Here is a 13165-nt window from a genome sequence, read left to right on the forward strand (position 1 = left end):
ACTCCCCGACACCTGTCGCGGTGGGAAGATGGTGACGACATGACGACACCTGCGCACTCGACCCGGACCATCAACCTCGAGGGCGCGGCACGCGCCGCGATCGCCGGTGGCGCACCGCTCGCGCTGCTCATCGCCCTCGGCATGCCGGGGTACGCCGCCTTCGCCATGTTCGCCGGGTTCACCGCCATCTTCGGCGCGACCGAGCCCTACCGGCAGCGTGCCGTCACGACCGGCGTCGCGGGTGCGCTGCAGGCGCTCTGCATGTTCGCCGGCATCGGGGTCGGGCTCGTCGGATCGCCGCTCTGGCTGCAGGCCGTGGGCCTCGTCGTCGTCCTGGTGGTCGCGGTCTGCACCCTCTCCACGCTCCGGGCGATCCCCGCGCAGCCGATCTTCCCGGTGTTCGCGTTCGTCGTGTCCGCACTCATGCCGATGCGCCCGGCCGACGTCCCGCTCGTCACGACGATCATCGTCTGCTCGGTGGTCTGGGCCTGGCTCGTCGCGATGTCCGGTGCGGTGCTCCGTCGGGTGCTCCACCCGCACGCCCCGCACCGGTTCCGCCCGCTGGCCGACCGCAAGCACCGGTCGCTCGCGGTCCTGCGCACGCCGGCGCTCTGGGAGACCGTCGCGCTCAACGTCGTCGGGTCACTCGTCGCGGGTGCGGTCGCGGAGTCGATCCCCGGGCTCGGGCACCCCTACTGGGCGGTCATCGCGGTGGTCTCGACCCTGCCGGCGATCCGGCAGCGGCACACCGTCGTCCGCGCCGGGCAGCGTGTGGTCGGCACGATCGGCGGCACCGTGATCGCGGTCGGCATCCTGCTGCTCGAGCCGTCGGCGTGGTGGATCGTCGTGCTGGCCGTCGTCGGGCAGTTCTTCGCCGAGATCTTCGTCGCCCGGAACTACGCCGTGTGCCTGCTGTTCCTCACCCCGCTCGCCCTGGCGGTGTCGTGGCTGAGCCTGCCCGAGGCACCCCAGCTGCTGGCGCTCGACCGCATCGCGCAGACCGTGCTCGGTGCCGTGGTCAGCGTGGGGCTGCTGCTCGTCGGGCGCGCGATCGAGCGCCGGCGCGGCCGTGCCCTGGGTGCGACGAGCGCGATCCGGACCGTCTGACGCGCCCGGTCGGACCGGGCGTACCGGGTCGAGTCGGGCGTACCTGGTCGAACCGGGCGTCCCTGGTCGAACCGGGCGTCCCTGGTCGAACCGGGCGTCCCTGGTCGTTCCTTTCGACCAGGGACGCCCGATTCCGCCTGCCATCGCGCGTGACAGGGGAAGGAACGTGCGTGGACGGCGGACTGGAGGCCCGTGGCGGCGCCGCCACGGGCCTCCCGTCCGCCGATGGTCGCAACCACTGCGTCCTGCGAAAGCGACAGATCGCTGCGGAACAACCGCGGGGATCTGTCGCTTTCGCGAGCCCGTCCACCCCACCAGCGCGTCAGTCGCGCGGCTGGATGTTCCAGGCGTCGATGACGGGGCGGCCGTGTTCGTAGCCGAGGATGCTGACCGAGGCGGTGCCGAGCTTCAGCACGGCGCCGTCCTGCGGCGCGAGCCGGATCCACGCGGCACCGAGCGCGCGCAGCACGTGGCCGTGAGCGATGAACACCGCGTCGTGGCCCTCGGCGAGCACCGGTCGGGCACGGTTCAGGATGCGCTCGACGCGGACCCGGACCTCGGCGGCGTTCTCACCGGGGGTGTCGCCGGCAGGGACCCCGTCGGTCCAGAGGTCCCACGGACCGTGACGCAGCACCTTGATCTGCGGGGTGGTGAGGCCCTCGTACGCGCCGTAGTCCCACTCGTACAGGTCCTCGTCGAGCTCCGGCTCGACGCCGATCAGGTGCGCGGTGTCGCGGGCGCGCTGCAGCGGGCTCGACAGCGCCAGCGCGAACGACCGGTCCCCGAGGTACCGGCCTGCGCGCTTCGCCTGCTCGACACCGTTGTCGGTGAGCGGGATGTCGGTGCGGCCGGTGTGCTGCCCGCTCTTCGACCACTCCGTCTCTCCGTGACGGACGAGGACGAGTTCGCCGGGGCGTTCCGAGGTCATGAGTTCCTTCCGATCCAGAGGCCGAGCGCAGCTGCGCCGACCGAGACGACGAGCATCCCGAGGCCGTTCAGGACGGCGAGCCGGGTCTTGCCGGATCGGAGGAGCTGTACGGTCTCGACGCTCGCCGTCGAGAACGTCGTGTACCCACCCATCATGCCCGTCCCGAGCACAGCGACCGTCGAGGCGGGGATGGTGCCGGCCTGCCCGAGGCCCGTCAGGACCCCGAGCACGAGCGATCCGGACACGTTGATGAGCAGGGTCCCGACCGGGAACCCGGCGAACCGGGAACCGGCGACGCGACCCTTGACGAGCCCGTCGAGCACGAAGCGGAGCGAGGCGCCGGCTCCCCCGCCGACGGCGACCAGGACCAGTTCGACCGGGCTCATCGGGCGTCCTCTCGGGGTTCGGGGCGCGTGCGGGGCCGGGTGGCCGCGGCGGCCCACAGACCGAGGACGACCGCGACGAGTCCGAGCACGACCGACAGCAGCGCGTACCCGGTGCCCGCCGTCCAGCGCCCGAGGTCGAGCAGCTGCGCGGTGTCGTCCGCAAGCGTGCTGTAGGTCGTGAATCCGCCGAGGACGCCGGTGCCGACGAACAGCCGGACCGCGCGACGACGACCGATGTCGGGGCCGCGGCGTGCGAGCGCGTCGAGCAGGAACCCGAGGCAGAACGCCCCGACGACGTTGATCCCGAGGATGGTCCAGCTGATCCCGTCGTGCGCGGGGAACGCCGCGGCGAGGAGTGCTCGGACGGCCGTCCCGATCGCGCCGCCGAGGGCGACGAGGGCGACGAGCCTCCAGCGCAGGTGCGGTGGGCGTTCGGCGTGCATCGTGCTCCCGTCGCGAGGCGATCGTTCCCCGGGTGACGGGGACGATCCAGGCTAGCCGAGACGACGAAACCCCCGCCGAGCCGGAGCTGGACGGGGGTTTGCGTGCTGGTGACCCCAGCGGGATTCGAACCCGCGTTACCGCCGTGAGAGGGCAGCGTACTAGGCCGCTATACGATGGGGCCGCGGCTGTTGTCGGACTCGGAGCATGTCACCTGTGGTGACCCCAGCGGGATTCGAACCCGCGTTACCGCCGTGAGAGGGCAGCGTACTAGGCCGCTATACGATGGGGCCGTTCCGACAACTCGACAAGTATTGCACAAGGCTCGCATCCGCACCAAAACGGGGCGTGTCGCCCGGGTGTGCCGCCATGTCGGAGCAGGCATACGGTGGATCGATGACGGCCGACCACGACGCGATCGCCCGGGCCAGACACGTGAGCGGCTGCCCGTCGGCCACGGTCCGGATCGGCCTGTGCGGGTGGCAGTACGACGGCTGGCGTGGGGACTTCTACCCCGACGGCCTCGCGAAGCGGCGGTGGCTCGAGCACGTGGCGTCGCGGTTCCCGACGGTGGAGCTGAACGGGCCCTTCTACTCGCTGCAGCGCCCGGCGCGCTACCGGGCGTGGCGTGCGGCCTCGGGCGGGCAGCCGTTCCGGTTCGCGGTCAAGGGCGGCCGGTACGTCACGCACATGCTGCGGCTGCGGAACGTCGAGACCGCGCTGGCGAACTTCTTCGCCTCGGGTCCGCTGGAGCTCGGGGACACCCTCGGGCCGGTGCTCTGGCAGCTGCCCGAGCGCCTGCTGCCGACGCCGGAGGTGCTCGACGCGTTCCTCGGGCTGCTCCCCCGGACGCACGGTGCCGCCGCTGAGCTCGCTCGCCATCACGACGACAAGGTCCCCGGCGAACCGGACGGTCTCGTGGTGCCCGAGGAACCGGCGTGGTCGATCGACCACGCGCTCGAGGTCCGGGCCGCCGGCTTCGGCGACGAGCACCTCGACGTGCTGCGCCGACACCGCATCGCCCTGGTCGACTCGCACGCCGGCGACTTCCCCCGCTTCCGGGCGGACACCGGGGCACCACTCGCGTACCTCCGGTTGCACGGCGCACCCCGGACCTACCACGACGGGTACTCGCCCCAGGCACTCGGCGGGTGGGCGACGACGGTCCTCGAGCACGCCGAGGCCGGTCGGGACGTCTACGTGTACTTCGACAACGACGCCGAGCGGCACGCTCCGTGGGACGCCCTGGCGCTCGACCGCCTGGTCGCGGCGCGACTGCGCCGCGCTTCGTGAGCAGGAACGGTCGCCTCGGGCGCACGGACCCGACCGTTCCTGCTCACTCGGTGACGGACAGGAGGCGCGTGGCGGCGCCGCCACGGGCCTCCAGGCCGCGCAGCGCCGCGCAGCGCAGCCCTAGAGCGTCAGCGACTCCCCCGGACGCAGCACGACGAGCGACCCGCCGGGCTCGACGGCCTCGCGGAGCCGGCCCGTGTGCATGCCGAGGCCGACCTCGGACAGGGTGGCCTCGTGGATCGGGTACGCCCGGGACGGCGCGATCGCGGCGACGTAGTCCATCATCTCGGCGACCTTGAGCCACGGCGCCCCGACGGGTGCCGCGAGGACCTCGACCGGGACGCCCGGGTCCGTGTAGGAGTCGCCCGGGTGGAACAGCCGGCCGTTCACGAGCACGCCGGTGTTGTCGACGATCGGCACCGAGGAGTGGATCAGCTGGTGCCGCGTGCCGTGGAAGGTGAGCGTGAACGGGCCGACCGTCCGGTGGTCGCCGTCCGTGACGACGTCCACCGTGACACCCGCCTCGGCGAGCGCCGCGCGCACGCCCTCCGGTCCGATGACGACCGCACGGGGGTTGGCGTCGAGGATGCGCCGGACCTGCTCGGGGGTGACGTGGTCCGGGTGCTCGTGTGTGACGACGACGGCGACGACCCCGGTCGCGTCGACCGGTCGGGTGAAGTTCCCCGGGTCGAGGACCAGGCGGGCGTCCCCCTCGGTGATGACCTGGCAGGCGTGTTCGAGTTTGGTGACCTCCATGCGGGCGACCCTACGCGGGACGGTGCGGGCGGGGTCCCGTGGTCGCGCGGACGACCAGGTGCGCTGGTGCCGCCGCGATCGGGCCGGCGACACCGCCGTCGACCTCGGCGAGCACCGCCCGTGCAGCGGTGCGTCCCTGGGCCACCGGGTCCTGCGCGACGGTGGTGAGTCCGACGGTGGCGCCGTACTCGTGGCCGTCGACCCCCATCACGGACACGTCCTCCGGGACCGCGAGTCCGGCTCGGCGTGCGGCGAGCAGGACGCCGAGGGCCATCTCGTCCGAGGCGCAGAGCACCGCCGTCGGACGCTCCGACGCCGGCTCGGCGAACAACACGGCCCCGGCGGCGGTCCCGCCGGCGAACGAGAACCGGCCGTCGAGGGACCACCGTTCCGGCACGGCGTGTCCCGACGACCGCACGGCGTCGAGGAACCCGTCCCGTCGCAGGTGCGGCACGGCGACGTTCATGCCGGCCTCGTCCTGCCCGCCGACGTAGGCGATGCGCCGGTGGCCGAGGCCGTGCAGGTGCTCGACCGCGATCCGGGTGACCTCGCGGTCGTCGACGCCCACGTTGCGCAGGCCCGGTGCCGGGCCGCCGATGACGACCATGGGGTGCCGGCTGAGTTCGAGCTCGGCCCGTTCGGTGGCGTCGAGCACCAGGGAGAGCAGGACGAGGCCGTCGACGCGGTGGCGCAGCATCGAGCGTCGGAACGCCCGGTCGCGGTCGCCGCCCGGGCCGCCGAGGTTGTAGAGGACCAGGTCGTACCCGGCCTGGCGGAGTTCCGCGTCGACGCCGCCGAGTGCCTTCACGTAGAACCAGCGGTCGATGACGGGCACGACCACCCCGACGGCGCGCTGACGCCCGGTGGCGAGGCCGGCCGCCGCCGAGCTCGGGACGTACCCGAGTTCGTCGGCGACCCGCTGCACCTGCTCGATCGTGGTGTCGGCCACGTTCGACATGCCGCGGAGCGCCCGCGAGACGGTGGACTTCGACAGCCCCGTGACGGTCGCGATCTCCTGGATCCCCATCGGTGCGACCCGGGAGGCCCGTCAGCCGTCCGTGCCGTGCGTCACGTCCGCCGGTGCGTCGGGTCCACCCCGTCGGGCCGCCACCGCGGGCACGCCGCGGTCCGCCCGGCGTTGCGGGACCCGTGCGGGGCGCGCCGGCCGTCGTGCAGCCGGTGCGACCTCGTCCCAGCCGGCGTGCTGGTGCACCCGTCCGTCCGCGCCGGGTCGGGGTCGGCGACCGGTGGGGTCGGTGACCGACGTGTGCACCGGGGCGACCGCGGGCGCAGCACCGACGCCCCGGGGCACGGACGCACCCGTCCCGTCCTGCGGTGCGGTCCGGCGGAGGACGGCGACCCGCCACCGGTCCAGGGCGACGACGCCGAGCACGCACACGAGCAGGGTGAGCGCCCAGCCGAGCACCGGCCGCCCGGTGAGCTCGCAGAACACCGTGACGCCGAGGAACAGGACGCCGAACATCCCGACGAAGCCGATCGACTCCTCGATGTGGGCGGTGGGACGGGTGGGTCCGCGCTGGGCCATGGTCGTCAGCCCTTCACGCCGCCGGCGGTGAGCCCCGCCACGATGCGCCGCTGGAAGATCAGCACGAGGATGACCAGCGGGATCGTGACGATCGTGCCGGCGGCCATCACCGCCGTGTAGGGCTCCTGGTGCGGCTGCGACCCGGCGAACGAGGCGATCGCCACGGTCACCGGCTGGGTCGCGTCGCTCGACAGCTGCGACGAGATGAGGTACTCGTTCCAGCTCGAGATGAACGCCAGGATCGCCGTGGTGAACACCGCGGGCGCCGCGAGCGGCAGGATGATCCGCCGGAACGCCTGCACCCGGGTGCACCCGTCGATGCGGGCTGCCTCTTCGAGGTCCCACGGCATCTCGCGGAAGAACGACGCGAGCGTGTACACGGTCAGCGGCAGCACGAACGAGATGCTCGGCAGGATGAGCGCCTGGTACGACCCCATCCACCCGATGTCGGTGAACAGCTGGAACAGCGGCGAGATGAGGGCGACGCCGGGGAACATCGACGCGGCCAGGATCGCGCCGGCGATGAGCGACTTGCCGCGGAACTCGAGCCGGGCGAGGGCGTACGCCGCCGTGGTGCCGACGAGCAGGGCGATGATCGTCACGACCCCACCGATGAGCAGGCTGTTCGCGAGCGCCCGACCGAGGTGGTTGCCGAGCGACGTGGAGAACGCCGTCGCGTAGTTGTCGAGCGTGACGTGCGTCGGCCACGGGGTGGCGTCGAACGTGAACCCGACGTCGCGGAAGCTCGTCACCACCATCCAGTAGAACGGCAGGAGGCACCACACGGCGATGACGATCGCCTGCACGGCCGTGCGGATGCGCGGCCCGGTGTCGCGGCGCACGCGCACCTCGGTGCGGTCGACGGCGCGGTCGCGTGCTGCGGCCGAGGACCGGGGGCGGTCTGCTGCGAGGGTCACTTGAGTTCACCCTTCTGCTGGGCGGCCTGCGTCTGCACGACGTTGGCGCCGAGGAACCGGACGAAGACGAACGCCACGATGAAGATCACCAGGAACGTGATGGTCGACAGGGCCGACGCGGAGTTGAAGCCCTGCCGGATCTGTTCGACGACCAGGATCGACAGGGTCGTGGTGGCGTTGCCGGAACCACCGCCACCGCCGGTGAGGATCGCGGGCAGGTCGTACATGCGCAGCGCGTCGAGCACGCGGAACAGGATCGCGACCATCAGCGCGGGCTTGATCAGCGGCAGGGTGATGAGCACGAAGCGCTGGAACGTCGACGCGCCGTCCATCTTGCCGGCCTCGTAGACCTCCTCCGGGATGAGCTGGAGTCCCGCCAGGATGAGGAGCGCCATGAACGGCGTGGTCTTCCAGGTGTCGGCGATGATGACCGCCCACCGGGACGCCCATTCGCCGCTCGTCCACAGGATCTGCTGCCCGAGGACGTGGTTCAGCACGCCGTTCGCGTCGAAGATGAAGTACCAGAGCTTCGCGGTGACGGCCGTCGGGATCGCCCACGGCACCAGGATCGCGGCACGGACGAGGGCACGGCCCTTGAAGTTGCGGTTCATGATGATGGCCATCCACACGCCGATCACCGTCTCGGCGAGCACGGTGACGACGGTGAAGAAGAACGTGTTGCCCATCGACACCCAGAACTGCGAGCCGAGGCTGCCGGGCGGGCACGTGACGTTGCCGCACTGCTGGCCGAGCCAGTGCGCGTAGTTCGTGATGCCGGCGAACCCGCCCTGCACGAACAGGCCGGTGGCCTTGTCGAGGCCCTGGTCGAGCTGGAACGACTGGATGATCGCACTGACGACCGGGTAGCCGATGACGATCGCGAGGAGCAGGATCGTCGGGCCGATGAGGTACACGGCCCAGCGGCCGTGCTCGGCGTTGAGTCCGCCCTTGCGCCGTCGGCGCTTCGGTTCCGTGCCCGTCGGGTTGGGGATGGCTGCGGGGATCTCGGTTGCTGCTGACACGTGTCGGCCTCCTTGCCGGGGGTGTCGGAACGCAAGTAGGGGGCGGACGGGAGGCCCGTGGCGGACCCGCCACGGGCCTCCCGTCCATCAAGCGGCGTGCGCCGCTAGCTGCTGGTCGCCGACTTGAGGGCGTCCTGCATGTCCTTCATGGCTTCGTCGACCGACTTCGATCCCTTGAGCGCCGCGTAGGTGTTGTCCTGGATCGCCTTCGTGACGGCCGGGTAGAACGGCGTGACCGGGCGCGGCTCCGCCGACTCGATCGACTTGAGCAGCGTCGGCAGGTAGGGCAGCTGCTTCGTCAGCTCGGGGTCGGTGTACAGGTCACCGACGACCGGGGCGAGCGAGCCCTGGGTCGCGAAGAACTTCTGCGTCTCGTCCGAGGTCAGGAACTCGAGGAAGTCGTGCGCCGTGGCCTTGTGCTTCGAGTACACGCTGATCGCGGCGTTGTGGCCGCCGAGCGTGGAGGCACCGACGCCGTCGGCACCGGGGATCGGCGCGATGCCGAAGGTGTCCTTGACCTTCGACGAGCCGTCGGTCTTGGCGAGGCTGTAGACGTACGGCCAGTTGCGCAGGAACAGCAGCTTGCCGGCTTCGAACGCGGTGCGGCCCTGCTCCTCCTGGTAGGTGATCGCCTCGGCCGGGATGTTCCCGTCCTCGAACGCGTCCACCAGGTTCTGCAGGCCGGCCTTCGCCTTGTCGGTGTCGACGTCGGGCGCACCGTCGCTGCCGAGCACCGAACCGCCGGAGCCGTTGATCGCCTCGGAGGCGTTGACGGTGAGTCCCTCGTACTTCGCGAACTGCCCCGCGTAGCAACCGATGCCGGCGTCCTTCGCGATCTTGCAGTCGTCCATCATCTCGTCCCACGTCGTCGGGGGCGTCTTGACGAGGTCCTTGCGGTAGTAGAGCAGCGCGCCGTCCGACGTCTGCGGAGCGGCGTAGAGGGTGTCGTTGTACGTGGCGGTCTTCACCGTCGACGGCAGGAGCTTCGAGGTGTCGATCTCCATGTCGCCGGTCAGCGGCGTCAGCCAGCTCTTCGCGGCGAACTCGGCGGTCCAGACGACGTCCACGTCGACGACGTCGTAGTTCTCGTCCTTCGCCTGGAAGTGCTGCACGAGGTCGTCGTGCTGCTGGTCGGCCTGGTCGGACTGTTCCTTGAAGGTGACCTTCTCGTCCGGGTGGGCCTTGTTCCACTTCGCGATGAGCGGGCGGACGACGTTCGAGTTGTCCTTGCCCTGCACGTAGGTGATGGGGCCGCGGCTGTCCTGGCCGCTCTTGGCGTCGTCCGATCCGGCGCCGGAGCTCCCGCTCGAGCAGCCGGTGAGCACGAGGCCGATGACGGCGACCCCGGCAACGGATGCGAACCGCACCCTGGAGCGTGTTGTCTTCACAGCGTTGTCTCCTCATTGAGATCACCAGGGGGCATCGATCGGGTTCGACGACACTGCCCTGGAGCAGGCGCCGCTGCCTGCTGGTGGAGGAAGCTACGCCCGGTCCGGCGGGAGCGCAACCGGTTGCATCGGTTCCGTGACCTGAGCGTGACCCATGAGGTTCCCGTGGCTTCCTGGGTGAGCGCTCACCCCCGTCGGGGGCACACGCACCGCGCTGCGGAACCCCGCACGAACCCCGCCACTGCTGGTCCGGTCCGTTGTCCGGACACCGCGGGCGGTCGTAGCGTCCCGACCATGACCCTGCACTCCTCCGTCACCGTGCCCGGCCCCCGTCGGGTCGTCAGCGTCGACCTCGACGCTCCGCTGCCGCGCCTGGTCGCCGACGAGTCGGGTTCCTCCGCGCTCGTCGTCGGCTACCGCGACGGCTTCCCCGTCACCACCCTCGACGTGCTGCTCACCGCGGACCCGGCCGACGCCGCCCGCGCGATGGCGCCCCTGGTCGACGGCCTCGCACGGACCTCCGGTGCGACGGAGACCCCGATCCCCGACCTCGAGCTCCCGCTCATCTCGATCGTCGTGTCGACCATCGTCACCCGGGTCGAGGACATCCGGAAGCTGCTCGACTTCCTCGAGCACCTCGACTACCCGCGGTACGAGGTCATCCTCGTCGACAACCGCGTGAAGCTCCCCGAGGTCGACGCCCTGCCCGGGCTGCTCGAGGGCCGCGACGTCCGGCTGGTCACCGAACGCCGTCCGGGCTGCTCCGCCGGCCGCAACGCCGGGGTCGCAGCGGCGCACGGCGAGATCATCGCGTTCACGGACGACGACGTCCGGGTGGACGCACAGTGGCTCCGGTCCATCGGCACGCGCTTCGTCCGCGAGCCCGAGGTCGCCGCGGTCACCGGGATGATCCTGCCCGTCGAGCTCGAGACCCCCGCGCAGATCTGGTACGAGGCCTACTACGGCGGCTTCAGCGGCGAGCGCACCTTCCAGCCGGTGACGATCGTGCCGGACGACGTCCCCGGGGTCATGCGGCACGCGCAGGCCCGGGCCGTCCGCCCCGACGGCTCGGTGCAGAAGCACTTCGCCGTGTACGGCATCGGCGGCTACGGCGCCGGCGCGAACTGGGCGGTCCGACGGTCGGCGTTCGACGCCGTCGGCGGGTTCGACCCCGTGCTCGGTGCCGGTGTGCCCGCCCGCGGTGGCGAGGACCTGGCGATCTTCATCGACATCCTCTGGAGCGGTGGCCGGATCGGCTTTGAACCCCGTGCGGTCGTCCACCACCGGCACCGGCAGGACCTCGCCGGGCTGCACGGGCAGCTCCACTCGAACGGCGTCGGGTTCACGGCGCTGATGTGCGAGCTCATCGCGAAGGACCGCCGGCACGCGCTCGTGCTCGCGCGGCTGATGCCCCGCGCCGGCAAGATCAAGCTGAAGCAGCTCGTGTCGCGACTGGCCGGCCGGCGTGACGCCGCGGCCGAGAGCATCACCGAGGCCTCCACGACCCGGATCCCGCGCTCGCTGGCGTACCACGAGTTCCGCGGCTTCCCGGCGGGTCCGGCGGCGTACTTCCGCAGCCGTCGGTTCTGGCGCGAGGTCGAGGAGGGCCGCTTCCGCCCGTAGGCGGCGTGCAGGAGACGTCCGCACCGGACGGACGGGAGGCCCGTGGCAGCGTCGCCACGGGCCTCCCGTCCGTCCGGTGCGTGCCGTGCACGCGGAGCGCGGTCACCCGCGTCGCGACCGCCCGACGACGTACCGCCACGGGCCACCGAGCGCCGCCACGAGCTCGACGCGCTTGAGGCCGGCCGTCGCCTCGCGGAACGCGTCGTCGACCGGCCACCCGCCCACGGCGTCCACCGCGGCGGACACCTGGTCGGCGTCGGCACCGGTGCCCTGTCCGAGCGCGCCGAGCTGCCGCAGCGCCCCGACCGCCCGACGGAGCACGGCCAGTGCGGTGCGCGGGCGCAGCATGAGCTTCGCGACCCACGCGCCGAGGCCGGTGCCGTAGCCGAGCGCCTGCGAGCGCAGGGCCGCACGGTCCGGCCGGTGCTTGTGCCAGACGACGGCCGAGGGCTCCACGGCGAGCGCGCCGCCGGAGAAGAGCACCCGGGTGAACAGGTCCGGGTCCTCGCCGGCGCGGGCCAGGGTGCCCGGGCCGAGTGCGACGTCGAACCCGCCCAGGGCGAGCGCGGCCGAGCGGCGGAGCGACATGTTGGCACCGGTGCCGAACGCGCCGACGGAGAACGGGAACAGCGGCAGGTCGGCCGGCGGCGCCGACGTGCGGAACACCCGGCGGTCGGTGTTGCGCGCCCAGGTGACGCGCTCGTCGAAGTACCGCTGCGTGGGGGTCCGGAGTTCGCCGCTGGGCACGAGGCCGGTCACGCAGACGACGTCCGCGTCGCGGGCGTACGCGTCGGCGAGCGCTGCGAGCCAGTGCCGGTCGACGACCACGTCGTCGTCGACGAAGGCGACCACGGCCCCGGACGCGAGGGCGAGTCCGGCGTTCCGTGCGCGCGAGACGCCGGGTCGGGCCTCCAGGACGTACCGCAGCCGCGGGTCCGCGAGCGACGTGACCACGTCGCGGGTGGCGGTGGTGGTGGGCGCGTTGTCGACGACCAGGACCTCGAAGTCGTCGTGCTCGGACGCGAGCACCGAGCGCACGCAGCGGCGCAGGTCGTCCGGCCGGTCGCGGGTGCCGATGACGACGGAGATGCGCCCGACCGGCGTCCCCACGGGGGCGGCCGGGAGGCCCGTGGTGCGCAGCGCGCGCAGGGCCGGTCCCAGCTCGGCCGGGTCCACGCCGCCGTCCGCGTCGACGCTGACGTCGACGAACCCGGCGATCTCGCGTCCGTCACGGACGAGCAGGCGGGCGCGGCGGAAGCCGGTGGCGCCGGCGAGTTCGACGGCGGACGCGGCGAGCGCCTCCTGTCGGTCGACGGCGCCGACCCAGGCCGCGCCGGCCCAGGCGGGCACGTCCGGGGACGGCATCGCGGGCGTGAGCGTGAGCACGCGGGTGGTGGTGGCCTGCTGGTCGGTCATGGTCCGATGCTCCGGTGGGCCTGCTGCGGGGTCAACGGCGGCCGCCCGCGGTTGCGGCGACGGTCGTCCGACTTGCGGTTTGCCGCCAGTGCACACTCCCCGGACGGTAGGATCGTGAGGACGACTCGGCGGCAGCACGCCGGGCACGAGGAGGACGCATGTCGATGGGCCCCACCGACGAGCTCGGCGCCGTGCTCCCCTCGGAACAGAGCGTCTTCGTGGTCGACGCCGTGACCTGCGTCTGCGGCCACGTGCAGGACGCCCACGAGCACTACCGTCCGGGCACGGACTGCGCACTCTGCGACTGCCAGAAGTTCCGCAAGAAGCGCTGATCCGACGCTT

Annotated in this window: 14 protein-coding genes and 2 tRNA genes; 4 read left to right on the forward strand and 12 right to left on the reverse strand. The window is 72.1% G+C overall.

What is annotated here, in order from left to right:
• The first annotated feature begins 39 nt into the window (after window positions 1-39).
• Complete coding sequence (locus DEJ21_RS06205; protein ID WP_111224046.1) at window positions 40-1107, forward strand: FUSC family protein; 1068 nt, start codon at window positions 40-42, stop codon at window positions 1105-1107.
• Window positions 1108-1429: 322 nt separating this feature from the next.
• Here the strand turns inward: DEJ21_RS06205 and DEJ21_RS06210 are convergent, their stop codons facing one another.
• From DEJ21_RS06210 to DEJ21_RS06230, 5 genes are all read right to left on the reverse strand, one after another.
• Entirely contained in the window at window positions 1430-2035 is a 606-nt protein-coding gene (locus tag DEJ21_RS06210; RefSeq protein ID WP_027465908.1) for a histidine phosphatase family protein, read from the reverse strand.
• The gene (gene crcB, locus DEJ21_RS06215; protein WP_111224047.1) at window positions 2032-2421 is read right to left on the reverse strand and encodes a fluoride efflux transporter CrcB; all 390 of its coding nucleotides are present in this window, start codon (window positions 2419-2421) and stop codon (window positions 2032-2034) included. Before crcB ends, DEJ21_RS06210 begins: the two co-directional genes overlap by 4 nt.
• Window positions 2418-2864: a CrcB family protein gene (locus DEJ21_RS06220; RefSeq protein ID WP_111224048.1), complete on the reverse strand. Its 447-nt coding sequence runs from the start codon at window positions 2862-2864 to the stop codon at window positions 2418-2420. Before DEJ21_RS06220 ends, crcB begins: the two co-directional genes overlap by 4 nt.
• A gap of 106 nt (window positions 2865-2970) precedes the next feature.
• Window positions 2971-3046 (reverse strand) — tRNA-Glu (locus DEJ21_RS06225).
• 33 nt (window positions 3047-3079) lie between these two features.
• Window positions 3080-3155 (reverse strand) — tRNA-Glu (locus DEJ21_RS06230).
• A gap of 103 nt (window positions 3156-3258) precedes the next feature.
• Between DEJ21_RS06230 and DEJ21_RS06235 the strand changes: the two genes are divergently transcribed.
• Window positions 3259-4155: a DUF72 domain-containing protein gene (locus DEJ21_RS06235; protein ID WP_111224049.1), complete on the forward strand. Its 897-nt coding sequence runs from the start codon at window positions 3259-3261 to the stop codon at window positions 4153-4155.
• A 120-nt stretch (window positions 4156-4275) separates the two neighbouring features.
• Here the strand turns inward: DEJ21_RS06235 and DEJ21_RS06240 are convergent, their stop codons facing one another.
• From DEJ21_RS06240 to DEJ21_RS06265, 6 genes are all read right to left on the reverse strand, one after another.
• Window positions 4276-4911 carry an MBL fold metallo-hydrolase gene (locus DEJ21_RS06240; RefSeq protein ID WP_111224050.1) on the reverse strand — a complete coding sequence of 212 codons (636 nt, stop codon included), beginning with the start codon at window positions 4909-4911 and terminating at the stop codon, window positions 4276-4278.
• 10 nt (window positions 4912-4921) lie between these two features.
• Window positions 4922-5938: a LacI family DNA-binding transcriptional regulator gene (locus DEJ21_RS06245; RefSeq protein WP_111224051.1), complete on the reverse strand. Its 1017-nt coding sequence runs from the start codon at window positions 5936-5938 to the stop codon at window positions 4922-4924.
• Window positions 5939-5959: 21 nt separating this feature from the next.
• Window positions 5960-6457, reverse strand: a complete 498-nt coding sequence (locus DEJ21_RS06250; RefSeq protein ID WP_111224052.1) for a hypothetical protein — start codon at window positions 6455-6457, stop codon at window positions 5960-5962.
• A 5-nt stretch (window positions 6458-6462) separates the two neighbouring features.
• Window positions 6463-7305, reverse strand: coding sequence for a carbohydrate ABC transporter permease (locus DEJ21_RS06255; protein WP_241660376.1), 843 nt, complete (start codon window positions 7303-7305; stop codon window positions 6463-6465).
• A 65-nt stretch (window positions 7306-7370) separates the two neighbouring features.
• Window positions 7371-8396 carry a carbohydrate ABC transporter permease gene (locus tag DEJ21_RS06260; RefSeq protein WP_111093393.1) on the reverse strand — a complete coding sequence of 342 codons (1026 nt, stop codon included), beginning with the start codon at window positions 8394-8396 and terminating at the stop codon, window positions 7371-7373.
• 104 nt (window positions 8397-8500) lie between these two features.
• On the reverse strand, window positions 8501-9784 hold the full coding sequence (locus DEJ21_RS06265; RefSeq protein WP_111023949.1) for an ABC transporter substrate-binding protein: 1284 nt from the start codon (window positions 9782-9784) through the stop codon (window positions 8501-8503).
• A 294-nt stretch (window positions 9785-10078) separates the two neighbouring features.
• Between DEJ21_RS06265 and DEJ21_RS06270 the strand changes: the two genes are divergently transcribed.
• The gene (locus DEJ21_RS06270) at window positions 10079-11407 is read left to right on the forward strand and encodes a glycosyltransferase (protein WP_071405684.1); all 1329 of its coding nucleotides are present in this window, start codon (window positions 10079-10081) and stop codon (window positions 11405-11407) included.
• Between the two features lie 102 nt (window positions 11408-11509).
• On the opposite strand, the gene DEJ21_RS06275 is transcribed toward DEJ21_RS06270, so the two are convergent.
• Window positions 11510-12823 (reverse strand): glycosyltransferase family 2 protein, encoded by a 1314-nt coding sequence (locus DEJ21_RS06275; protein WP_111224053.1) that lies wholly within the window; start codon window positions 12821-12823, stop codon window positions 11510-11512.
• 158 nt (window positions 12824-12981) lie between these two features.
• Between DEJ21_RS06275 and DEJ21_RS18150 the strand changes: the two genes are divergently transcribed.
• Window positions 12982-13155, forward strand: coding sequence for a hypothetical protein (locus DEJ21_RS18150; protein ID WP_163343513.1), 174 nt, complete (start codon window positions 12982-12984; stop codon window positions 13153-13155).
• Window positions 13156-13165 lie beyond the last annotated feature (10 nt).

The organism is Curtobacterium sp. MCSS17_006 (assembly GCF_003234215.1).
GTDB lineage: Bacteria > Actinomycetota > Actinomycetes > Actinomycetales > Microbacteriaceae > Curtobacterium > Curtobacterium flaccumfaciens.

Excerpts from the sequence above, each read along its gene's own strand:
- DEJ21_RS06205 (WP_111224046.1), top strand. The coding sequence starts at position 40 with ATGACGACACCTGCGCACTCGACCCGGACCATCAACCTCGAGGGCGCG.
- DEJ21_RS06210 (WP_027465908.1), bottom strand. The coding sequence starts at position 2,035 with ATGACCTCGGAACGCCCCGGCGAACTCGTCCTCGTCCGTCACGGAGAG.
- crcB (WP_111224047.1), bottom strand. The coding sequence starts at position 2,421 with ATGAGCCCGGTCGAACTGGTCCTGGTCGCCGTCGGCGGGGGAGCCGGC.
- DEJ21_RS06220 (WP_111224048.1), bottom strand. The coding sequence starts at position 2,864 with ATGCACGCCGAACGCCCACCGCACCTGCGCTGGAGGCTCGTCGCCCTC.
- DEJ21_RS06235 (WP_111224049.1), top strand. The coding sequence starts at position 3,259 with ATGACGGCCGACCACGACGCGATCGCCCGGGCCAGACACGTGAGCGGC.
- DEJ21_RS06240 (WP_111224050.1), bottom strand. The coding sequence starts at position 4,911 with ATGGAGGTCACCAAACTCGAACACGCCTGCCAGGTCATCACCGAGGGG.
- DEJ21_RS06245 (WP_111224051.1), bottom strand. The coding sequence starts at position 5,938 with ATGGGGATCCAGGAGATCGCGACCGTCACGGGGCTGTCGAAGTCCACC.
- DEJ21_RS06250 (WP_111224052.1), bottom strand. The coding sequence starts at position 6,457 with ATGGCCCAGCGCGGACCCACCCGTCCCACCGCCCACATCGAGGAGTCG.
- DEJ21_RS06270 (WP_071405684.1), top strand. The coding sequence starts at position 10,079 with ATGACCCTGCACTCCTCCGTCACCGTGCCCGGCCCCCGTCGGGTCGTC.
- DEJ21_RS06275 (WP_111224053.1), bottom strand. The coding sequence starts at position 12,823 with ATGACCGACCAGCAGGCCACCACCACCCGCGTGCTCACGCTCACGCCC.
- DEJ21_RS18150 (WP_163343513.1), top strand. The coding sequence starts at position 12,982 with ATGTCGATGGGCCCCACCGACGAGCTCGGCGCCGTGCTCCCCTCGGAA.